General features: G+C 67.0%; 15 protein-coding genes. 10 read left to right on the top strand and 5 right to left on the bottom strand.

All coding sequences use genetic code 11. The features are described from left to right. The first annotated feature begins 224 nt into the window (after nucleotides 1–224). The 10 genes from ACIQ7H_RS07915 to ACIQ7H_RS07870 all read left to right on the top strand — a co-directional run bounded on the left by ACIQ7H_RS07915 (nucleotide 225) and on the right by ACIQ7H_RS07870 (nucleotide 17922). A complete protein-coding gene (locus ACIQ7H_RS07915; RefSeq protein ID WP_395790136.1) occupies nucleotides 225–1052 on the top strand; it encodes a Hachiman antiphage defense system protein HamA in 828 nt (275 codons plus the stop codon). Continuing rightward, complete coding sequence (locus ACIQ7H_RS07910) at nucleotides 1042–4179, top strand: DEAD/DEAH box helicase (protein ID WP_395790134.1); 3138 nt, start codon at nucleotides 1042–1044, stop codon at nucleotides 4177–4179. The genes ACIQ7H_RS07915 and ACIQ7H_RS07910 overlap by 11 nt, the downstream gene beginning before the upstream one ends. A 204-nt stretch (nucleotides 4180–4383) precedes the next feature. Next, nucleotides 4384–5235, top strand: a complete 852-nt coding sequence (locus ACIQ7H_RS07905; protein ID WP_395790132.1) for a YfaP family protein — start codon at nucleotides 4384–4386, stop codon at nucleotides 5233–5235. Between the two features lie 48 nt (nucleotides 5236–5283). Next, nucleotides 5284–7029: a DUF2138 family protein gene (locus ACIQ7H_RS07900; RefSeq protein ID WP_395790130.1), complete on the top strand. Its 1746-nt coding sequence runs from the start codon at nucleotides 5284–5286 to the stop codon at nucleotides 7027–7029. Beyond that, nucleotides 7026–7703, top strand: coding sequence for a DUF1175 domain-containing protein (locus tag ACIQ7H_RS07895; protein WP_395790128.1), 678 nt, complete (start codon nucleotides 7026–7028; stop codon nucleotides 7701–7703). Before ACIQ7H_RS07900 ends, ACIQ7H_RS07895 begins: the two co-directional genes overlap by 4 nt. Further along, nucleotides 7700–12280: an alpha-2-macroglobulin family protein gene (locus tag ACIQ7H_RS07890; protein ID WP_395790126.1), complete on the top strand. Its 4581-nt coding sequence runs from the start codon at nucleotides 7700–7702 to the stop codon at nucleotides 12278–12280. Before ACIQ7H_RS07895 ends, ACIQ7H_RS07890 begins: the two co-directional genes overlap by 4 nt. A gap of 60 nt (nucleotides 12281–12340) precedes the next feature. Beyond that, nucleotides 12341–14005 carry a DUF2300 domain-containing protein gene (locus ACIQ7H_RS07885; protein ID WP_395790124.1) on the top strand — a complete coding sequence of 555 codons (1665 nt, stop codon included), beginning with the start codon at nucleotides 12341–12343 and terminating at the stop codon, nucleotides 14003–14005. Further along, the gene (locus ACIQ7H_RS07880) at nucleotides 13998–14810 is read left to right on the top strand and encodes a YfaP family protein (RefSeq protein ID WP_395790122.1); all 813 of its coding nucleotides are present in this window, start codon (nucleotides 13998–14000) and stop codon (nucleotides 14808–14810) included. The genes ACIQ7H_RS07885 and ACIQ7H_RS07880 overlap by 8 nt, the downstream gene beginning before the upstream one ends. Before the next feature lie 466 nt (nucleotides 14811–15276). Beyond that, nucleotides 15277–15786, top strand: coding sequence for an REP-associated tyrosine transposase (locus tag ACIQ7H_RS07875; RefSeq protein WP_395790196.1), 510 nt, complete (start codon nucleotides 15277–15279; stop codon nucleotides 15784–15786). 453 nt (nucleotides 15787–16239) lie between these two features. Continuing rightward, nucleotides 16240–17922, top strand: a complete 1683-nt coding sequence (locus ACIQ7H_RS07870; RefSeq protein ID WP_395790194.1) for an ABC1 kinase family protein — start codon at nucleotides 16240–16242, stop codon at nucleotides 17920–17922. 86 nt (nucleotides 17923–18008) lie between these two features. Here the strand turns inward: ACIQ7H_RS07870 and ACIQ7H_RS07865 are convergent, their stop codons facing one another. Genes ACIQ7H_RS07865 through ACIQ7H_RS07845 form a run of 5 tightly spaced genes read right to left on the bottom strand, consistent with a single transcriptional unit; the run spans nucleotide 18009 to nucleotide 22477 of the window. Continuing rightward, a complete protein-coding gene (locus ACIQ7H_RS07865) occupies nucleotides 18009–18743 on the bottom strand; it encodes a tetratricopeptide repeat protein (RefSeq protein ID WP_395790120.1) in 735 nt (244 codons plus the stop codon). Next, nucleotides 18740–19627 carry an SDR family oxidoreductase gene (locus tag ACIQ7H_RS07860; protein ID WP_395790118.1) on the bottom strand — a complete coding sequence of 296 codons (888 nt, stop codon included), beginning with the start codon at nucleotides 19625–19627 and terminating at the stop codon, nucleotides 18740–18742. Before ACIQ7H_RS07860 ends, ACIQ7H_RS07865 begins: the two co-directional genes overlap by 4 nt. Further along, nucleotides 19627–20298, bottom strand: coding sequence for a TenA family transcriptional regulator (locus ACIQ7H_RS07855; RefSeq protein WP_395790116.1), 672 nt, complete (start codon nucleotides 20296–20298; stop codon nucleotides 19627–19629). Before ACIQ7H_RS07855 ends, ACIQ7H_RS07860 begins: the two co-directional genes overlap by 1 nt. After that, a complete protein-coding gene (locus tag ACIQ7H_RS07850) occupies nucleotides 20298–21818 on the bottom strand; it encodes an AMP-binding protein (RefSeq protein ID WP_395790114.1) in 1521 nt (506 codons plus the stop codon). The genes ACIQ7H_RS07855 and ACIQ7H_RS07850 overlap by 1 nt, the downstream gene beginning before the upstream one ends. After that, entirely contained in the window at nucleotides 21815–22477 is a 663-nt protein-coding gene (locus tag ACIQ7H_RS07845) for a thermostable hemolysin (RefSeq protein ID WP_395790112.1), read from the bottom strand. The genes ACIQ7H_RS07850 and ACIQ7H_RS07845 overlap by 4 nt, the downstream gene beginning before the upstream one ends. Between the last annotated feature and the right edge of the window lie 77 nt (nucleotides 22478–22554).

Raw genomic sequence — 22554 nt, 5'->3', positions numbered from 1 at the left:
GACCAAACGTCGCGCCGCGCACCGATCCATCTCTGTAATACTCCATGATAGATTTCACCACACTGGCACGCAGTTTTCCGACATATTGCGTTTTCAGGATAGCCCCTAGGTGGCGCCGAAAAACTCCTTTCCGACAATACGGACGATCAAGAAAACGCGCGGCTTTCGCTCAATAGTGTTGCAGTTCTCGCTATTGCCAGTTGGCGAAAAAAGGTAGACTCAAGATGACAACAGCGATGCCACACACCGCTTGGCTAAAGAAGACAGGAGCGAAAGTCCAGACAGCAGATGGTATTTCAGTTGCTGTGTATGAACTCAGCATCGACCACACTGACGGCCCGGCGCTAACGATGTGGGCAAAGCATTTTCGCCAACACTACTGCCTCGACGACCAGATTGATCGCCTGAGGAAAGGGACGAGTAAGTCACGATCGCAATATTTGACGGATTTGGTTTTCCCGCATAAAACAGAGGACTTTGGGCCCGCTACGCGGTCGGGTGACTTCGCAGAAATTTTGATCGCTGACCTTCTTGAAAGCCAACTGGGATTTTGGGCACCGCGCACCCGCTACGGCGACAAGCTCGTACGAAACGAGTCGCCGAAGGGCACCGATGTGCTCGGGTTCAAATTCGGTGGCGTTGGTCCTTCCAAGCCGTCCAGAAAAGATATCCTGATCTCCTTTGAGTCCAAAGCACAGCTCAGTGGCAAAAAAGCGAATACAAGATTACAGGACGCAGTCAACGACTCAGCCAAGGACGTATATCGGATATCAGAGTCGCTCAATGCGATGAAACGTCGCCTAATTGCGCGAACAGACGATGAAGGCGCGGATCGCGTGGAACGGTTCCAAGATGGACTTGAGGTGCCCTACGTTAGAATGTCTGGAGCCGCAGCCATCTTTTGCTCCAGCGTTTACGACCCCGGGCAAATACCCAAAACCGACTGCGCGGAGCATGAGAACGTCGATAATCTCATGCTCGTGGTGCTGCATTCCGAAGCGCTTATGGGGTTTGTCCATGCGCTCTATGAAAGGGCTGCCAATGAAGCCTGAACGACGCGCTCGTCTCGCAGCGGCGATCACGCTCTCGAAGGGCAAGATGTACGAGTACGGTGTACCGGAAGACGATCACATTGCGCTTCCTGAAGGACTGGATCTGGAGATGCAGTTTCCCTTGGCCGTCGGAACCGTGGGTGACTTTGCGTCTGAAGCAGTGGCGAAGGCCATTGGCATGGCGGGCGATGTGCAGACGCCGCGCGACGAAGTCATCTTTTCGGCCCAGGTTCTTCAGGCGTTTGATGATTCGCTGCTCAACCAAGATCTCTCCTTCAACCTGCGCTTGTTGGCTGCAGCGGGCTTCTACCTCGGCGATGTGCCCGGGAATGCCGCAGTGCAGATAGCCAAGCTGGCTCAACTCGAAAACCCTCAAGGCGACCCACTGGCTCTCGCTGCAAGGGCCGCCATGGACAAGCCATGGAGTCAGACAGACAATGTCGTTGATTTCAGCTATGCGACAGCCATTCTTGGTGCGCTCGGCGAACACTTCAAGTCCGGTGACGGGAGCGACAGAGCTACCGTCGCGATCAGCAAGTTGCGCAGTTGGGCATATGCGAATGCTTCAGCGCACGAACTGCTGATGGCTGATTTGCTCGGCGCTGTAAGCGCGACACGCATTGCAAACTCTGCTTGGACCTTGCTGCCGCACTACAGTGAGCTGAGTGAAAATAGCTGGCAACCTTACTTATCTCGACCCGCGTCAATCAAAGAGATGTGGCCATCCCAACGAATGGTTGGTGACGCTGGCCTATACAAGGGCAGATCGGGTGTCGTTCAGATGCCTACGAGCGCCGGGAAGTCGAGGGCAACTGAACTCATCATCCGGTCGGCGTTCCTTTCGGCGCGAACCAAATTGGCGTTGGTCATTGCACCGTTCCGTGCTCTGTGCCAAGAGATCGCCAGCGATCTTGAAAGAACATTCAGAGACGACGGCTACAACGTCAACCAACCGAGCGACGCGCTGCAGCCGGACATTGAGTTCGATATCTTCGACGTGTCGATCGAGTCGCCGCCCCAGGTTGTTGTGTTGACCCCGGAGAAGCTCCTGTACATCCTGCGACAGGAACCCGAAATCGTTCAGAAGGCCGGCTTGGTGGTCTATGATGAGGGGCACCAATTCGACACCGGCACGCGCGGCGTGATTTATGAGCTGCTACTTACCTCGATCAAGAGGCTTTTGCCCGACTCGGCCCAGAGCGTGCTGATCTCTGCGGTCATCCAGAACGCGGCGGCCGTTGCCACGTGGCTTCTCAAGGACGGGTCAAGGGTGGTTTCCGACAAGTCCTTGCAAGCTAGGCGACTCGTCGCGTTTGCAAGCCTCCCTCTGGGGAGGGATGGCCAGCTTCAATTCAATGTCGCGTTCGACAGTGAGCAGGACTTTTTCGTTCCACGGGTCATCGTGCCCGAACTGCAGCCGCGTCTTCCAAGAGAAAAGTCGGACCGATACTTCCCCACGAAGGAGAGTGGCTCCATCGCACTTTACCTTGGCTTGCGCCTTCTGGAGAACGGCGGTGTCGCGATTTATGCGGGCCGAAAGGCCTCCGCGTCTAAAATCGTCAGAGATGCAGTCGAGCAGACATTTCGGCGCGGAATCTCGCTAGAGCCGCCATCAACGCACAGCGACCCTGAAGAGATTCGCCGCTTCGTAAACCTCTTCTCAAGGAACTTTGGTGCCGACGCTTACTTGACGAAGGGCGCTGCTCTTGGCATTTTTGCCCACCATGGCAACACGCCGCAAGGGATTAGGATTGCAATCGAGTATGCGATGCGACAGCGGCTTATTCGATTAATCGGCTGCACCTCAACCCTTGCGCAGGGCGTCAACCTCCCTATCCGATATCTGCTTGTGACGAGCGCCATGCAGGGGCGGGAGTTGATTAAGGCGCGGGATTTTCATAACTTGATGGACCGGGCTGGACGTGCGGGGATGTATGGTGAAGGGACGGTGATCTTCACCGGCCACCGACTGTACGACGAGCGAGTCACCGAATCGCGTCGCTGGGATAATGCCGTTAATTTGATCCACCCTGACAGCGCCGAGCCAACTCGGAGCACGTTGCTCTCGATTTTCGATCCGATGAAGAACGAGACGGGAACACGAGCTTTGGGCAGGCCAAGCCCCGTCGAGTTGGCAGCCATGATCGTTGATGATTGGGAGGGGCTGTATGAGGCTATCGGGAACATCTCCGCCGAACTGCAAAGTAAGAAGTTCTCGGTTGAGTCGTTGCGGGAGCAGCTCAGGGCTAAGAAAAAGATCATCGAGGCAGTTGAGAGTTTTTTGATGACCTATCGCAGCGATGTGGATACCGAGACTTTCGTTGCAAACGCGAGGGAACTGGCAAGCGAAACCTTGGCGTTTTCTCTTGCGACCCCAGAACAAGAAGCGCTGTTGACAGATATGTTTGAATCCGTGGCGCGGCGCATCGATGTGCGTGTTCCCAATGTCGACGACCAACACCGCTTCGGGCGCACCCTCTTGGGGATCGATCATGCCCTGAAAGTTGAAGCGTGGGTGATTGAGAACGAGAGTGTGATCGGGGCATCGCAATCGACTGATGACTTGTTCGAACTCCTGTGGCCCCTCTTGACTAAATTATCCTCTGAGAAGCGGCTCTTTGATACTGTGCCCGAGGGCGCACTCAACGCGTTAGCCAAAGGATGGCTGGCAGGCCGATCCTTCGCAGCTCTTCTGCAAGATCTAAGCATACTTGAAGCCACATATTCGCATGGGAAGTCCAGGAGAGCGTTCGATTTGGATTTGGTTGTTGCCCTTTGCGAGCAGACTTTTGGCTTTGAATTTGCGTTGCTGCTTGCTTCGGTTAAAGAGTCGTTCGTAGCGCGAGCAACTGAAGAGTTAGGGGAGTCGATCGCGGGCCACCTTGACCTGCTACAGAAGAGGTTGAAGTACGGGCTTCCTAGTCTAGATTGCATCTCGTACTACGAGGCGGGATTTTCGGAGCGCGTGATTGCACAGGCCCTATCGGAGGGGATGATCTGGGAATCTGCTGAAACTAGAGATGGCGCCCGTAAGCTGATCAGACGGCATCCGGATGACATCAACGTGATCCTGCGTGATTTTCCATCGCACTTCACCGAAGTATTCCGCACCATCGTGGCGAATTAAGGTGGTTTATCTCAAGCATCGCCGATCAATTTGAGCGACCCGCCGCAATGGCCCGCCTGCCGCACACCGCCCACCTCGGTTTACAGCGCGCAGCAGCGCCCGCGTTCAGCCACAATTCGTCACCTGGCCAGCCCGAATGCGGGCGCAGCCTTGGGTGATCCGCGCGGTGGGCGGGTCCAACTGTTCTTGGCGGGGGGAGCCACGATGTCAGATGCATCCGGGTCGATGTGCAGGTCACTGTGCGGCCTGCTGCTGTCGGCAGCTCTGCCCGCCACGGCGCAGCCCGCGCCAGCCGCGCCCGAACCGGCGGCCGTCACCGAACCCGCATCCGCCGAGCTGTCCGGCCCCACCGGCGGCTGGCGCTATCACGGCCTGCTCGGCACGCCGGATGAAGTGCGAGTCGCCTATCCGACCCCGCCAATCGATCGCGGCGGCCAGCGCGGGCGCAGCCTGATCGAAGGTCGCCTGCGCGGCATCGACGCCACCCGCCGCGCGCAGACCTTGGCGGTCAATGGCAATCCGCTGCCGCTGTATACCGACGCCGAAGGGCGCTTCGCGCGGCCGTACGCGTTCGGCGCCGGCTCCAACAGCGTGGCGGTGATGAGCGCCGAAGGCGAGGTGCTGAGGCGAGCACAGTTCTACGAGGCCAATGCGCTGAAGACCCCGGCGCGCATCCGCATCGTGCTGGGCTGGGACGATCCCGGCGCCGAGGTCGATCTGCACGTACTCACGCCCGATGGCCAGCACGCCTATTGGGCTGATCCGGTGATGAGCAATGGCGGCGGGCTGGATGTCGACAGCGTCGATGGCCCGGGCCCCGAGGTGTTCACCATGACCGCGCCGCTGCGCGGCACCTATGCGGTCTACATCAACTACTGGGGCAACCTCGGCGCGGGTGGCTACAACTTCGATGAAGGCAGCAACGATCGCGACATGATCACCACCCAGATCAGCCTGGTGTTCAACGAGAACACCGTCAACGAGCGCCGCGAGACCTTCCTGGTGCCGCTGCGCGCGATCGGCGATCTGCAGCTGATCAAGTCGTTCGACTACTGACGCACCGGCCGGCTCCGGCCCTATCGCACTCTTCGCCACAGGCCTCGCATGACCGCCACGCCCGCTGCACCTGCCCCCGCCGCACCTGCCCCTGCCGCGTCCGCGCCCAGCGGCCGTCGCCGACTCCTGACCGCGCTGCTGCTGTTGCCGCTGGCTGCGGCCGGCTGGGTCGGCTGGCGCAGCTGGCAGGAGTATCGCCACGACCGCTGGGACGGCGAGGCGGTACTCGCCTTCGACCCCGCCCGACCGGACGCGCTGATCGAAAGCCAGGCGCTGGCGAGCCTGCCGCGCGATCTGCTGCGCGCACCGCTGTTGGCCGACCTGCTCAGCGAAGACTTCGTTTTCTACTACGAAAGCAATGCCGACCGTCTGGGCGTGGCGGGCGCGCTGCGTCGGCTGGCCTTCGAACACAAGCTCGACTGGCAGGATCAGCTCTTGGCCGAGCTGCTGGATCAGCCGGCCCAGATCGCGCTGTGGCGCGGGCCTGACGGCAAGCTGGCGCATGCCCTGCTCAACATCCAGCGCGGTGCCCTCGGCCAGTTACTGAGCCCGCTGGCAACGGTGGCGGCGGACGATCGCCAGCTGTCGCAGCTGAGCAATCTCGAGATCGACGGCGCGGTGGTGCCGGTCTACCGGCTGCGCTACGGCTGGCAGCGCGCCCTGTTGTTCGCCGCCCACGGCGACCGCCTGCATGTGCTGGCATCGCCCAGCCTGGTCGAAGTCAGCGGCAGCTCCGACGGCGGGCTCGAACTGCTGCGGGCCTCGCTGCAGCAGGACGCCCAGGCGCTGCCGACGCGCTTCGCGCTGAACCCGCTGCTCGCGCGCCACCGGCTGGTGATCAGCGCCGACTATCTGGCGATGGGCTACGGCGCCCTGCTGCCGCAGCTGTCCGGCCTGCGGGTGGAGCTGCGCGACGGCCAGTGGCGCAGCTTTGTTGCGCTGAACAACATTGAGCCGGCGGCGCTCGACTTCGCGCCGCTGTGGCAGGCCGCGCCGATCGGTGCGGCTGCCTGCGCGGCGGTGCCGATCTCCACCGATGCGCTCGGCCTGCTGATCAAACGTCTGCAGCCGTTGACCGCGCTGCCGGACGATCTGCAACAGCAGCTGCGAGGCCCGGCAGCGCTGTGCTGGTATCCGCAGTCGCGGCTGTACACGCCGCTGCTGATCACCGCGCTGGCGCCTGCGGCTGCCGATGCCGATGCCGCCGCGAGCACCGCTGCAGCGGCTGACCCGGCGCAGTTCGACAGCGCGCTTGGCGCCGCCTTCGACGCCCTGATCGGCACCCGCGAGCGCGAAGCCGACGGCGCGCGCTGGCCGCTGCGCAGTGAATCCAACACCGAAGGCCAGCGCTGGCAGCGTGCGGTCAGCTCGGCCTGGGGCATGCACCCGCAAGAGGACGCCGGCGACGACGAGCCGCGCGAATCCGGCCGCTTCTTCCGCATCGCGCTGGCGCGCCAGGGCCGGCACCTGCTGTTCTCGCTGGATGCGCGCCTGGTCGAGCAGGCCCAGGCCGCATTGGCCAAACGCTTCCCGCCGCTGGCCGAACAGCTGCCGGACGGCGGCCCGGTGCCGCTGTACTTCGCGCCCGAACAGCTCAGCCTGCTGCTGGAGCAGGAAGCCCTGAGCAGCCTGCCGGAGTCGGTCGAGGCGGTGTTCCGCAATGCCGCGCAAACCCATCTGCTGCCCAAGCTGCGCGCCGCCGCGGCGAATCCGCCGCAGGCCCTGCAGCTGCCGGACGATGCCAGCGCGCGCGACCCTTGGACCTGGCTGGAAGTCGAGTGGAACGCGCTGTGAATCAAGCCTTCGCCATCGGCCCAGCCCTGCGCTGGACCGGCCTGCTGCTGGGCGCCCTGCTGGCGTTGCCGAACGGTGTTTCGGCCGCGCCGACCGAGGCTGCCGAGGTGCGTCTCGATGCCGCGCAGAGCCGGGTGTTCCGCAGCTGGTTCGTGCGCATCGTGCTGGAGCAGCTGCGCCAGGGCCCGAGCCCGCGCTGGCACCAGCAGGACTGCGCCGGCCTGGTCCGCTTCGCCGCCAACGAGGCGCTCAAGCCGCACGACGCCGCCTGGCTGCGCAGCATGGGCATGAGCAGCGCGCTGCTGCCGCCGGAGATGGAGTACAGCGCCGAACAGCGAGCGCTGGCCCAGCGCTGGCAGCAGGGCGGCGGACAGATCGGGCCGTACGTCAATGCGATCAAGCTGATCCAGCACAACAGCGTCGCGGTCGGCCGCGACCTGCAGCAGGCCGCACCCGGCGACCTGCTGTTCTTCGACCAGGGCGACGACCAGCATCTGATGATCTGGACCGGCCGCTTCATCGCTTACCACACCGGCAGCCAGAGCGCGGACGACAACGGCCTGCGCAGCCTGACCCTGCCCCAGCTCATGCAATGGAAGGACACACGGTGGATACCGGACGCAAGCAACCCCAACTTCGTGGGCGTCTATCGGCTGCGGTGGCTCAGCCCATGAACGGTCTGCAGCGCGCGCTGCGTCGTCTTGCGCCGGCCCTGGCCGTGTTCGCCCTGCTGCTGCCGGGCGCAGCCGCGCTGGCGCAGATGGACGAAACCGTTCCGGCGAGTGACTACCGCCCGCTGGCCGGCGAGCAGTTCTTCCTGCTGGCTGACAGCAGCTTCGGCAGCGACGAGCCGGCGCGGGTGCGGCTGGAAGCACCGGGCCGCGACTACCGCCGCTTCGAGCTGGAGCCCTACGGCGGTGTCGACATGCGCGTGTACCGGATCGAGCAACCGCTGCAGTTTCTGCAGCGGCAGCCGAACCTGCACCGGATCCGCCTCGATGGCGTGTACCAGGGCGAGGGCCTGTCCAATGCGCTGGCCTATCTGTGGGACCACTGGTATCGCGAATCGCGCCGCGCGATGCAGCGCAGCTTCGCCTACGAGGCGCGCCGCGAGGTCACTGCCGAGCTGCCGGAACTGAAAATGGGTGAAGCGATCCGCGCGCCGACCCGGTTCGAGCAGCAGCCGCAGTTCGCGCCGATTGCCGGCCTGCCCCTGGTCAGCGAGTTCCGCTATCCGCTATGGGAAGCCAAACCCATCGCGCCAGCGGTCGACACCCAGCTGGCGGGCTCATCCAGCGATTTCATCGGCGAGAAGGAGGGCAATGTCGAGATCCCGCTCGGTCATCTGAAGCCCGGCCTGTATCTGGTCGAGGCGATGATCGGCCGCTTCCGCGCCACCACGGTGGTGTTCGTCGCCGACACCGTGGCGATCACCAAGATCGCCGGCTCCGAGCTGCTGGTGTGGACCGCCGACAAACGCGAAGGCCGCGCCGTGCCCGATGCGCAGGTGCTGTGGACCGACGGCGTCGGCCTGCTCAGCCGCGGCCGCACCGACAGCCGTGGCCTGCTGCAGCTCAGCCACGTCAGCCCCGAGCGCTCCTATGTGCTGGGCGAGGATGCCGAGGGCGGCGTGTTCGTGTCGGAGAATTTCTACTACGACAGCGAAATCTACGACACCAAGCTGTACGCCTTCACCGACCGCCCGCTGTACCGGCCGGGTGACTGGGTCGAGGTGAAAATCCTCGGCCGCGAGTTCAAGAGCGCGCGCGATTCGGTGCGCGCCCAGGACGGCCGGATCGAGCTCAATGTGCTCGACGCCAACGGCAGCCTGCTGCAGAGCCTGCCGCTGGCCTTCACCGGCAGCGAGGGTGCCGCCGGTCGCTTCCAGCTGCCCGACAACGCCACCGCCGGCGGCTACGAGCTGCGCTTCAGCTACCGCGAGCAGCTCTACAGCAGTGCGTTCCGGGTCGCCGAGTACATCAAGCCGCATTTCGAGATCGTTCTGGACCTGGACAAGCCCGAGCACGGCACCGGCGAACCGGTGCTGGGCCGGCTCAGCCTGCTCTACCCGGACGGCTCGCCGGTGCGCGATGCACATGTGCAGCTCGGCCTGCGCGCGCAGCAGCTGTCGATGATCGACAACGAGCTGCAGTACCTCGGCCAGTTTCCGGTCGAGCTGAGCAGCACCGAGCTGCGCACCGATGCCGAGGGCCAGGCGCGGATCGAGCTGCCGGCAGCGACCACGCCCAGCCGCTATCTGCTGACCGTGTTCGCCAGCGACGGCGCCGCCTACCGTGTGCGCAGCAGCAAGGAGATCCTGATCGAGCGCGGCGCCGCGCAGTACCGGCTGCAGGCCGAGCGCCGCTTCAGTGCGGTCGGCGACACCCTGCGCCTGCGCTACAGCGCCGAGGGCGACCAGCGCGGCGATGCGCCACAGCGCTACACCTGGGTCCGACTGGAAGACCGCAGCCGCGGCGAGGGCGCGCTGGCCGCGGATGCCGACAGCTTCGAGTTGAGGCTGCCCCAGCCCGGCACCTACAACATCAGCCTGCTCAATCAGCACGGGCAGATCCTCGGCGGCACCGGTCACGCGGTCAGCGGCGACGGCGTGCGCGCCAGCCCGGGCAGCATCGAGATTGTTCTCGACCAGGCCGAATACCAGCACGGCGCCACCGCCGAAGCCCTGCTGACGTTTCCGCAGCCGGTCGCCGAGGCCCTGCTGACGCTGGAGCGCGATCAGGTCGAAGCCACCGCCCTGCTCAGTGCCGGCGCCGACTGGCTCAGCCTCGAACGCCTCAACGAGACGCAGTTCCGCGCGCGCATTCCGGTCACCGCGGAGTTCGCGCCCAATCTGACCTTTTCTGTGCTCTACACCCAGGCCGGCGAATACAGCTTCCAGAACGCCGGCATCAAGGTGACGATGCCTTCGATCGAGGTCGCCATCCGCCCCGAGCGCGAGCTGTATCGGCCCGGCGAAACGGTGACGCTGGAGTTCGAAACCACGCGCGACGGCAAGCCGCAGCCGACCCGGCTGACGGTGTCGGTGGTCGACGAGATGATCTATGCGCTGCAGCCGGAGATCGCACCGACCATCGGCGAGTTCTTCTTCCATCCGCGGCGTAACAATGTGCGGACCGCGGCCAGCCTGTCCTTCATCAGCTACGACGTCGCCCTGCCGGGCCGACCCAGCCCGCCGCCGGCCGGCAACCGCAGCGAGCGCGGGGTCAAGGTGCTGGAGCGGCCGCGTCGCGAAGAAGTCGATACCGCAGCCTGGGCGCCGCTGCTGCAGACCGATGCCCAGGGTCGGGCGCGGCTGAGCTTCCGCATGCCGGACTCGCTGACCCGCTGGCGCATCACCGCACGTGCGGTCGCCGACGACGGCCTTGTCGGCCAGCGCCGCGCCTTCATCCGTAGCGAGCAGCCGCTGTATCTGAAATGGTCCGGACCGACCCAGTTCCGCGCCGGCGATGCGCCTCAGCTCGGCCTGTTGGCGTTCAACCAGGGCAGCGAAGCGGTCGACGTCGAGCTGCTCAGCCGCTGGAAGGGCAGCGAGCAGCGCCAGCCGCATCGGCTGCAGCGCGGCGCCAACTTCCTTGCCATTGACGCGCTCGACACCGCCAGCGGCGGCGAGCTGGTGGCCGAGCTGTATCAGAACGATCAGCGCGCCGACGCGCTCAGCGTCGATCTCGAAGCCCTCGCCGAAACCTGGCGGGCGCGCTCCAGCCTGAGCCTGCAGCCGAACGCGGCGAGCACGCCGCTGGCGCTGCCGGCCGATGCCGGTGAGATCGAGCTACGGCTTGCGGTCGGCAGCGCGGCCCTGTTCCGCAGCGCGCTGGATGACCTGATCGACTACCCCTGGGGCTGCAGCGAGCAGACCGCCAGCCGCCTGCTGCCGCTGGCGCTGGCCCTGCCCAGTCTGCAGCAGGCCAGCCCGGCCCAGCAGGATCGGCTGCGCCTGGTGTTGGCGAACGGTCGCCTGCGGCTGATGCAGATGGCCGGCCCCAGCGCACGCTTCAGCTGGTGGGGCGCGGAGGGCAGCGAAGACGCCTTCCTGACCGCCTATGCCTACTACGCCGACTTCCACGCCAGCCGCGCGCTCGGCGTGGCGCTGCCGCCCGGCCACTTCGAACGCGTGCTGCAGATCTACAGCGAGCAGGCCGACGGCATGGCGCCGCTGAAGCGGATGCTGATCCTCGACTTCGCGCATGCGATGCAGCTGCCGGTGAAGACCCTGCTGGAAGGCGCGCTCAGCGCGCTGGCGGAAACGCCGATGCCCGAACAGCCGGACACGATCGAGGTCGTGGACAGCCTGGTTTTCGCCGCGCCGAATTCGGCCCAGGCGCATGCTGCCGCCACCCTGCTGGGCCTGCGTCTGGCCGCGGAACTGAAACTTGAGGCGCCGCCCAAACTGGCCAAGCTGGCCGAGGCTGCCGAGCGTCGGCTGGCCGAGAGCGCATTGCCGTTCGCGCAGGCGCTGCGTCTGCACCGCGGCGCGGCGGATCCAGCGGCGATCGCCGCCGTGTTCGCCCAGCTCGCGCCCGAGCAGTCGACCCTGGAACGTGCGCTGGCCCTGAGCTGGCTGCAGCAGGCCGCCGCCGCCGGCGACAGCGCCGCAGCACCGGCCCCGACGGGCGACTGGCAGCGTGTCGATGGCCCGGCACTTGAGCCGCGCTGGCGCTGGACCGGCGCGCAGCCGCCGACCGATCTGGCCTTCGCACAGCTGCCGGGCACGGTGCTCAGCGCACGGATTGGCTACGACAGCGCCGCCAGCCCCAGCAGCGAGCTGCCGGTGCAGATCAGCCGCCGGCTGTGGAAGCTGGTGCCCGGCAGCAGCGCGTTCGAGTTCAGCCTGCAGGCGGTCGCCGCCGATGCACCGCTGCAGAGCAGTGCGCTGTATCTGGACGAGATCGAACTGCGCAACACTGCGGACGGCGCCCTGCACTACGGCCTGGTCGAAGTGCCGCTGCCGCCCGGTGCCGATGTCGAGCGCACCACCTGGGGCCTGAACCTGGTCGCCGGCAGCGGCGATGTCGCCGCACCGGCGCTGGAGCGCGCCCGCCACGAACCCGGCCAGCTCGCCTACGCGCTGCCGGTCGATGTACTGGTCGGCACCGCCAGCTACCGCCATCTGCTGCGGTTCTCGCAGCGCGGCGAGTTCAAGCTCCCACCGGCGCGCTACACCCGCATGTACCAGCCCGGCCAGGAAGCCTGGGAAACCGAGCCGGCGCTGGCGCGGGTGGTGGTGGAGTGAGCATCGCCGGACACGGCGCCGACACCGGCGCACCGATGCCAGCAGCACGGCCCTGAGCGGATGCCCAACTTTGCCAATCGGCGCCACCTGCGCATCGCGCTGGCGGCGACGCTCGCCGCACTCGCGCCGCAGCTGCAGGCCGACACCCTGCAGCTGGCCGAACTGCGCGATGGCGCGCTGCGCGTGCGTCAGCTCGGCGTCGACGGTGGCGAAGCGCCGATGCCCGACGCCGCAGCGCTGCGCGCGCCGCTGGGCAGCGTGTGGAAGCTGTTCGCGCACGCCTGGCTGCTGGATACCCAACAGAACGAACCGGCCTACACCTGCAGTGGCCAGCACCGCGACGAAGTCTACTGCTGCGAGCCCGGTCAGAAGATCGAACGCAACGACGCCCTGCTGCGCTCCTGCGGCCTGTACTTCGAACCCGCGCGGCTGCAGATCGATGCCAACGCCTGGCGCAGCTACTGGGCCCGACAGCAGGCGCCGGCCTGGCTGCTGGAGCTCGACCAGCTCCGGCCCGACACGAAAGTGCGGATCGACGAACTGCTGGCCCTGCTGGCGCGCTTGCCGACCCGCCAGGCCCAGCAGCAGCTGCTGGCCGCCGCGGTGCTGCAGCAGCCAGCGGCCGTGTTCGATGCGCTGGGCTCGCAGCTGCGGGTCAAGACCTGGAGCTGGCACCGCGATGACGACAGCGCTGATCGCATTGCGGGATTTGCCGGCTGGTCAGCCGACGGCAGCCCGCTGTGGGCGCAGGGCGAAGGCACCAGCCGCAGCGTGCTGACCCGCTTCGCCCCGGCGCTGGCGCGAGCACTGCCGGTGCAACTGCCCGCCGCTGGCGAGGACTGCGTGCAGGTGCGAATGTTCGCGCGCTATCCGATCCGTCGTGTCGAACATGCAGACACCGCGCAGCCGGCCGCACCCGGCGCGCTGCGCGGCCGCTATCGGGTGCATTTCCAGCACGGCAGCCAGTTCGAGATCCGTTCCGAAGGCGAATTGCTGCTCGACTACGCCGACAGCGGCCCGCGCCTGATCGCCCGCCTGCGCGGCGAAGACTACGTCGCCCGCGTGCTGGAGCGCGAAGCCGCCAGCGAACCCGCTGCCGCCGCGCGCGCGCTGGCCATCGTCATCCGCAGCTACCTGCAGCAGAACGCCAGCCGCGCCGGCGAATGCCTGAGTATCGACGACAGCAGCGCGCGCCAGCGCGTGCTCGCGCAGCCGCCGGGTGAGGCCGCACGCGCCCACGCCGCCTTCAGCGCCGAGCTCGTTCTGGCCGGCAGCGCGGTGCGCTATCACCTCGATCAGGCCGGGGCGGACCAGCTCGGCTGGCGCCAGGCGCAGGCCGCGGCGGCAGCCGGCGAGGGCGTCAGCGCGATCCTGCGTGAGCACTTTCCGCGCGCCGATCTCGCCCCGCTGCAGCAGGCGCAGGCGCGCTGCGAGGCCTTGCCCGATGCACAGGCCTGGCTGCAGGCCCAGCTGCCGCGCTGGCGCCCGCGCCTGCAGGCCGAGCCCGGCTACCAGGAGCGCAGCGATTTCGAAGTCTGCCGATTGCTCAGCGGCCGACCCTTCGTCGACCGCGCGCGCAAGCGCATCCATGTGCGCGGCCTGCGCAGCCAGCAGGATCGGCTCGACCTTACCCACGAATACCTCCACTTGGGCTTCGAGGCCCATCCCCATGGCGAAGATGAAAGCTTTATCGAAGACTGGACCCGCCGGCTGCTGCTTGAGTAGGCGGCTGGCCCTGCTGATCACCAGCCTGCTGCTGGCGCCGCTGGTTGGCGCGCAGGAGACCTCGGACGTTGACACCCCGAGCACCGACATCCCGAGCGTCGAGTTCAGCAGCCCGCGCGCCGGCTGGCGCCAGCAGGGCGGCGAGGGCGCGAACTTCATGCAGGAAGTGAACTATCCGGCCAGCAACCTCAGCAGCCCGCTCGACCAGGCCGACAGCGCGCGGATCCGCGGCCGCGTGCGCGGTGCTGCCAAGGGCCCGGCGACGCTGGTGGTGAATGGCGTGGCGATGCCGCAGCGGGTCGAAGACGACGGCAGCTTCGACCGCCCCTACATCTTCCCTGCCGGCAGCAACAGCATCGAGCTGCGCAGTGGCGACCACAGTGCGCGGCGCCGGCTGCAGTTCTACGCCCTGCCCAATGGCGCCACCCCGGCCAAGCTGCGGATCCTGCTGGGCTGGGACACCGACGGCACCGACCTCGACCTGCACGTGGTGACGCCCGACGGCGGCCATGCCTGGTACGGGCAGCGCTCGCTCGACAACGGCGGCGCCATCGATATCGACGTCACTACCGGCTACGGGCCGGAAATTTTCGCCAGCCCCACGCCGTTACCCGGCGTGTACCTGGTCTACGTGAATTTCTACGGCGGCGGCTACAGCGAGGGCGAAGCCGAACAGGCGCTGACCGTCGCCAGCATCACCCTGGTCAGCCAGGAAGGCACGGTGAATGAGAAACGCGAAACCGTGCAGGTGCCGATGCGCGCGCCGGGCGAGCTGACCCTGGTCAAGCGATTCAGCTATCCGTAGCGGATCGCGTCCAGACGCGTCCAGCCGGAGATGCAATCCTTTGGGCAAGGTGCGGAGTCGTGGTCGTGTCGTGGTCGCGGTGGGTCAAGACCCACCCTATGTCGATCCGCGTGCGGCCGATACCTGCAGCGTGCGCGTTTCGTCCATAGGGTGGGTCTTGACCCACCTAACCTCAACCTTCGCCGCGCTCTGCGTTTGCTTGGTGTCGGACCACGCCGATTGCGTGCCCCGATTGAGATCCGACGGGTTTGTCGTCGGGCCCTTGCGACCATGCTCGAACACCTGAAAGCCGCGCGAGCGCGGTGGGTCAAGACCCACCCTATGGGCGAAGCGCAACCTTTCGGATTGGAGGTCTGCCGGTGATGCACCGGCTCGGGACAGTGTCGTCGGGCCGGGGAGAACTCCTACCCGACAGCGCGCCACTTCGCGATCGCCGGCCTCCCCGGGTCGGGACATCATCGTGGGCATGCCGAACTATCGACGCCTTCATACACCCGGAGCGACCTGCTTCTTCACGGTGAATCTCTGGAACCGCGAGCAGAGCCTGCTGGTGGATCACATCACTCTGCTACGCGAAGCTTTTCGCGCAACCCGTACCCAGCGGTCCTTCGAACTGGTGGCCGCGGTCGTGCTGCCAGATCATCTCCACTGTTTGTGGTCGCTGCCCGAAGACGACGCTGACAACGCCACACGCTGGCGCCAGATCAAGACCGTGTTCTCCCGCGGCCTACCGCTGGGCGAATCGCTCAGCCCCAGCCGCAGCGCAAAGGGTGAGCGTGGCATCTGGCAGCGGCGATACTACGAGCGTCTCATCCTCGACGAACGCGACCTGCACGCCCATATCGATTACATCCATTACAACCCGGTCAAGCATGGCTACGCCGAGCGCGCTCGGGATTGGCCGCATTCGAGCTTCCATCGCCACGTCCGCGACGGTTTGCTCGCGCCAGACTGGGGCAACTCGATCGCCGGCTGAACTTCGGCCTTGACCCGGGCCACCGGTTTGGCTGTCGCCGCATTCGACGCGACAGTCACCAGAACCCCAAGGTCGTCGCGGCAGGCGCTCGGACGCATCCGGGCGGCGTGAGCATTGGCGCGGGAGGGCGGTGGGTCAAGACCCACCCTATGCGGATCCGGGAGCGGCCGATACCTGCACCGTGCGCGCTTCGTTCATAGGGTGGGTCTTGACCCACCAGACGAACAGCCTCTCATCCTGTGCGTGCCGATGCTTTCCACGCATTGTGCTCGTCGCACGCGCACACGCACCTGCCACCGACCTGCAGCACCGAAACCGAACCGAGACTCCAGATCAGCAGCTGCTGCCATAGCTTCGGAACGGGCGGCGATTGCATGGCGGTGCTCGGGTGTCTGCTGAGGCGTGTCAGCCTACACCGCGCCCAGCTACAGCCGGGCGTCTACACTCCCGTCCATGCTCTGGGAAACCCTCACCGCCGCACGAGACTTGGGCCGCCTGCACGAAGTGGCGGTGGTGCTCGTGCGGCATGGCTTTGGCGATGTGGTTCGGCGGCTGGGCCTTCTGGGTGCGCTGGAGCGGGTCGGGCGGGTGCTGCCGACGCAGAATCTGGAGGCGCTGGTCGCGCTCAAGCCCGAACAGCGCGTGCGCTGCGTGCTGGAAGAACTGGGGCCGTGTTTCGTCAAGCTCGGCCAGGTGCTGGCGACGCGCGTGGACCTGTTCGGGCCGGAGTGGATCGCCGAGTTCGAAAAGCTGCAAAACAAGGTCCCGCCGATTGAGTTCGAGCAGCTGCGCGCGCAGCTTGAAGAGGACCTGGGCGGCAGCGTGGAGACCGTGTTCGCCGAATTCGACACCACGCCGCTGGCAGCGGCCTCGATCGCTCAGGTGCATCGCGCCCGCCTGCATGAGGGAACCGCGGTGGTGGTTAAGATCCGCCGGCCGGGCATCGAGCCGGTGATCGAGGCCGACACGCGATTGCTGGAGCGGATCGCCAAAATGGTCGAATCGGAGTGGCCGGAATGGCGGCGCTATCAGCCGCTGGCCCTGGTGCGGCAGCTGAAGTCCTCGCTGCGGCGCGAGCTCGATTTCGCCGCCGAGGGCCGCCATGCCGAGCGGATCGCGCTGAGCTTTGCGGCGAACCCGAAGATCGGGGTGCCGCGGGTGCATTGGCCGCTGACCGGTCCGCGGGTGAATGTTCAGGACTACATCGACGGCGTGCCGCTGTGTGATTCCGCAGCACTCGACGCCGCCGGTGCCGACCGCGCCACAGTCGCCCGGCTCGGCGCCCAGGCGGTGCTGAAGATGATGTTCGAGGACGGCTTCTTCCACGCCGATCCACATGCGGGCAACGTGTTCTGGCTGGTCGGCGACCGTCTCGGCCTGATCGATTTCGGCATGGTCGGGCGGCTGTCGGAAGCGCGCCGTGCGCAGCTGGTCGAACTGATGCAGGGCCTGGTCGCGCGCGACACGGCTGCCGTAGTCGAGGTGCTGCTGGCCTGGGCCGAAGAGGGTGAGCTGGACGAGGGCGCGCTCACCGAAGACATCGACGCGCTGATCGACAGCTACCACAGCGTGCCGCTCGGCCAGCTGCAGTTCGGCCGTCTGCTGGGGGAGGTGATGGCCCTGCTGCGCGACCACCATCTGGTGCTGCCGGCTGACCTGGCGCTGGTGATCAAGGTGTTCGTAACGCTCGAAGGCATGGGCCGCATGCTCGATCCGAGCTTCGACATGGCGACTGAGGCAGCGCCGTTCCTGCGCCGCTCGGTGCTGCGCCGCTATCGGCCCAGGGCGATGGCGCGTCGCGGCTGGCGCGCTGCCGGGGATGCGCTTTCCCTGCTGGCGGCGATGCCGCGCGAGCTGCGCCAGCTGCTGCAGACCGCGCGCCGCGGACGCTTCAATGTGCACATCGATGTCGACCGCCTGAAGCGTTTCGGCGAACAGGTCGAGCATTCGATGAACCGGCTCACCGTCGGCACCGTCACCGCGGCGCTGATCATCGGCTCCTCGATCGTGATGACGGTTGCCGGCGGGCCGACCCTGTTCGGGTTGCCATTGTTCGGCCTGCTCGGCTTCCTCGGCGCCGGCGCCTGCGGGACCTGGCTGATCTGGTCGATCTGGCGTAGCGGCGGCGGGCGCTGAGCGGGCTGCTGCAGCCAACTCGGCCTGCGCGCAAGCCGATCGAACTGCAGCGACCTCGCCCGCCGCGCTGATTGCCACGCTCAGGGCTAGCCCTGCCCAAGCTCCTCGCGCGCCTTGCGCAGGCCTTGTTCGATTTCGGCGCGGCGGCCGGCATCGGCGGTTTCGCGGCCCGGCCGCGGCGGTGCGGCCAAGGCCTTCTCGAAGGCCGCAACAGCGCCCGCGTAGTCCTCCTGCTCCAGCAGGTAGTCGGCATAGAAGTAGTTGGCGTCGATGCCGTCGGGGGCGATGGCTAGGCCCTGCTTGAGCAGTTCGGCGGCGGTGTCCTCATCGCCGAAGCCGAGCGGCCAGCCGGGCACCTGGTAGTACAGGCTGCCGAGGCTGGTGTAGGCGGAGCCGTCGAGCACGCGGCCGTCTTTTTCGATCACCGCCTCGAACTCGGCCTTGGCCTGTTTGACCAGGGTCAGCGCGCCGAGGCCGCCCTGTGCGCCGGCCTCGCTGGCCAGGACGATACCTTTCCATACCTGCAGGCGCAGGTCGTCGGGGTGGTGCATCTGGCTGCGGCCGATTTCGTTCACCAGCGCATCAAAGGCCTTGACCCGCTCGCCCTCGGGCAGCTGGTAGCGGACCTCGGCCCAGCGCGCCTGGATGGCGGGCAACGGGTCGGCCGGCGCGGGGTCTGCGCCGACCGCAGCGGCCTGGTCCATGGCAACCGCGGCGGTGTCTTCCTGGGCACGCGCAGTGTCGATCTGGGCGAAGGCGAGGGCGAAACTGGCGCCGCTCAGCAGGGCGAACAGCGAACGCGGGGCGGAATGGGTTTTCATGGGGTGGCTCCTTGGGGACGTGCGGGGCTGCGCGGGACGGTGGGGATGAGTGGGGCGACCACGGGTTGGATACGTGGCGCCGCGGCGCGTGCCGCCGCGGCGTGCGTGCGCACCGCCGGCAGTGCGCCGCGCAATCCACGATCGATCAGCGCCGGAAACGCGCCGTTCAACCAGGCGAAGAGTTTCTCGGGGAAGCCCAGCTGGCGGCGATGACGGTCGTGCTTCAAGGCGTGGAGAATCCCTGCGGCGGCGGTTTCGGCGCTGTCGACGCGGGTGCGGAGTTGGGCGTTCAGCGCATCGACGGCGGCGCTGTTGAAGCCGGTGGCGGTGGCGCGCGGTGCGATCCAGAACGCCGCCAGTGCGGTATCGGCATGCTCACGCCCGAGCGCTTCGATAAAGCCGCGCAGGGCGAACTTGCTCGCGCTGTAGGCGGCAAAGCCGGGGTGGGCCAGGCTGCCGAAGGTCGAGCCGATCGCCACCACCGCCGGCGCGGCCTGCGCCAGCAGCAGGGGCAGCAGCAGTTGAGTCAGCGCCATTGGCGCCAGCACATTGGTCTGCATCAGGCGCTCGCGTTCGGCCTCGTCGGAGTCGGCGAACAGCCCGAACGCGCTGCAGGCGGCGCCATGCACCAGCACGCTCGGCGCACGAAAGCTGCGCGCGGCCTCGACGATCCGCTGGCGATCAACTGCATCGGTAATGTCGGCCGCCAGCGGATGCAGCTGGCCGGGCCGGCCGGCACAGCGCTGGCGCAGCTGATCCAGTGCGCCGGCGCGGCGGCCGATTGCGAGCACATCGGCGCCTTCGGCACACAGCTCCAGCGCCAGCGCCGAACCGATACCGCCGGCAGCGCCGGTGAGGATGACGGTACGTCCTGAGAGGTTCATCAGGCCGCCTCCGCCTGCGCCGCCGGGGTGTCCAGGCTGCGGAAGATGTCGCCGTACAGCCGGTAGAAGCGCTGCGCCGCGTGCACGATTACGGCCTGGTCGGCGGGGTCGTCGATGCGGTTCATCAGGTTCTCGAAGAACGCCGTGTGCTCGACGTCGAGATCGCCGTGCGAGCGCAGGTACGAGAACGCCGAGCGCGGCAGCTTGAGTTGGGTTTCGATCGCGTCGGCGGCGCGTGTCGCCAGGGCCACGCTGGTGCCTTCGAGCACCAGCACCATGCCGAAGAAGGCCAGTGGCGAAGTCCGCGCGATGGCGTCGTAGGCGTAGGCCACCATCAGCTCGGTCGGGTAGGCCGGTGAACTGTCGGCCCAGTTCGCGCGGTTCTCGCCGCAGGCGACCAGGTCATCGAGAATCCAGTCCTCGTGGCCGGTTTCCTCTTCGATGTACTCGGCCACCGCGCGACGCAGCCATTCCAGCCGGGTCGGCAGGCGTGCACCGCAGGCCATCAGCAGCGGCACCGTGTGGCGAACATGGTGGAAGGCCTGACCGAGGAAGGCGATGTACTGGTCGCGCTGGATCGCGCCGACGGTGGCGCGCTGCAGGATCGGTATGGCGCTGAACTGCGCGCGCTCGGCGGCAGTGCGGGCAAGCAACTGGGCGTGGAAGGGCATCAGACGGTCTCCAGGGAGGATGTGGTCAAGGCGGGCAGGGATGCAGTGGCGCTGCGTGCGTAATGCATGTCGATCGCCTCGGCGTAGTGGCTGAGAATGGCGGCGCGGCGAATCCGGCCGTTGCCGGTCAACAGGCCGGACTCCAGGCTGAAGGGCGTCTGCAGACGCAGCACGCCGCCGATCCGCGCGTAGTCGGGCAGGCCGGCATTGACCCGCGCGATCACCGCGGCCAATGCGGCTTCGGACAGGGTTGGATCGGTCGGCAGCAGCAGGGCGAGGTTGCTTGCGCGGGATTCGCCGCAGACCACGCACTGGGCGATCTCGGGCTGGGCCAGCAGTTCGGATTCCAGCCATTCCGGCGACACGTTGCGGCCGTAGGCGGTGATGAACACATCGCGCTTGCGGCCTTCGATATGCAGATAGCCGTCGGCATCCAGCCAGCCCAGATCGCCGGTGGCGAGCGGGCCCGCTGGCGGCGTTGGCGCGCCGAGATAGCCTAGAAAGCGCGGGCCGTGCACCAGCACTTCGCCCTCGGCGCTGAGCTCGATGCGCAGATGCGGCAGCGGCCGACCGACCGCACCGGCGCGCGCGGCGCCCGGCGGATTGAGGCAGACCACTGAGCCGGCCTCACTCAGACCATAGCCTTCGTAGACCGGCAGCCCGGACGCCTGCGCACGCTGCAGCAGCGCAGGTGCGACCCGCGCACCGCCGACCGCGATCAGCCGCGGCGGCTGACCAAGGGGGCCTTCGACCTGCACTGCCCACAGCAGGCCTTCAAGCAACTGCGGCACCAGGATCAGGCTGTGCGGCTGGACCCGCTCCAGCACCGTGCGCAGGCGCCGCGGATCCAGCCCGCTGGCGCCGCTGTAGCCGAGTTCGGCCAGGCTCGGCAGGCACACGCTGGCGCCGGCCAGCAGGGCGGCAAACACGCCCACGGTCTCCAGCAGGGTCGACAGCGGCAGCGCACACAGGTGCCGGGTCGGCGCAAGCGGCGCGAAGCTGTCGGCCAGCGATTGCGCGACGCTCAGCAGGGTCGCGGCATCCAGACACACGCCCTTGGGCAGGCCGGTGCTGCCGCTGGTGTAGGTGATGCAGCTCGTGCCCGCAGGGATCGCTGCGGCCGCGGCCACTGCGGCGCGGCGCCACAGCCGCAGGCCGGGCAGGGGGCTCACTGCATCGGCCTGCCAGTCGGTCTCAGGAGCCGGCGCTGCCGCCGGGAGCAGCAGCATCTGCGCGCCGCAATCGTTCAGCATATGGCGCATCTGCGCCGGGCTGAAGTAGGGCGGAATCGCCACGCTGACCAGGCCAGCGGCCTGCGCGCCGAGCTCGACCAGCAGTGCATCGACGCCGTTGTCGAGCCGGCTGGCCAGACACGGGCCATCGCCAGCCAATGCATCGCGCAGGGTCTCGACCCGCGCAGGCAGCTGTCGCAGCGGCAGCGACTGCTGACCATCGCTGAGCTCGGCTTCGCCCGGGGCCGCCGTCAGCGCGGTCCACAGGTTCTGCAGCAGCACGTTCATGCCGGTGCTCCGCAGCTCAGCAGCTGGCGCGCCTGCGCGCTTGAAGCCTCCGCCCGCAGCGCGCGCGGTGTCGGCGCGGCATCGCTGGCGTGCACGGTCTGCAGATCGCCAAACAGCACCTCCGGCGCGGCTTCGTAGTAGCGACCCCAGGCATCGCCCTCTTCGCCCAGCGCCTGCGCCGAGGCCGCGCACAGAAAGCGCGGCACCAGCCCCAGGCGCTGGAAGGCGTTGCGCAGCTGGCGGGTGGCGACGAACAGGGTCCAGCGCAGGCCGGCATCGCGCAGCAAAGGAATCAGCGCGAGGATCAGGGCACGCGCGGCGCCGGCGGAGTGGGCGGCGAAGTTGCCGATCTCGACGATCTCGCTGCGCAAGGGCGCGATGCCGAGCTGCTGGCCGAGGCGCTGCTCGACCCGTTCACCCAGGTAGCGCTCGACAAACAGCGGGCCTTCGAAGGCGCAGCGCAGGCCCACCGCGGCACTGAGGCTGCCGTCGGCATCGCGGAAGGCCAGCAGATGTGACATCAGCTGCGGCGGATGCGCGCTGAAGCGCTGCCGGTAGACGCTGCGGATGAAGTCCTCGACTTCAGCCCGCCGCGGGTGGTCGGGGCCGATGCAGTCGGCGCGGGCAAAACCAGGATTGCTCAGGGGAGAGGTGTTCATGGCGATGCATGCTGCGGGCCCGGCCTTGGGCCAATCTTGTGCGCGCGTTAAGCGCTTCCGTGGCGCCGGTTAAGCGG

It is taken from the genome of Aquimonas sp. (genome assembly GCF_044377145.1).
In the GTDB taxonomy this organism is placed as follows: Bacteria; Pseudomonadota; Gammaproteobacteria; order Xanthomonadales; family Xanthomonadaceae; genus Aquimonas.
Note: the sequence above shows the minus strand (reverse complement) of the source record. Positions and strands in the feature narration are given on the sequence as shown.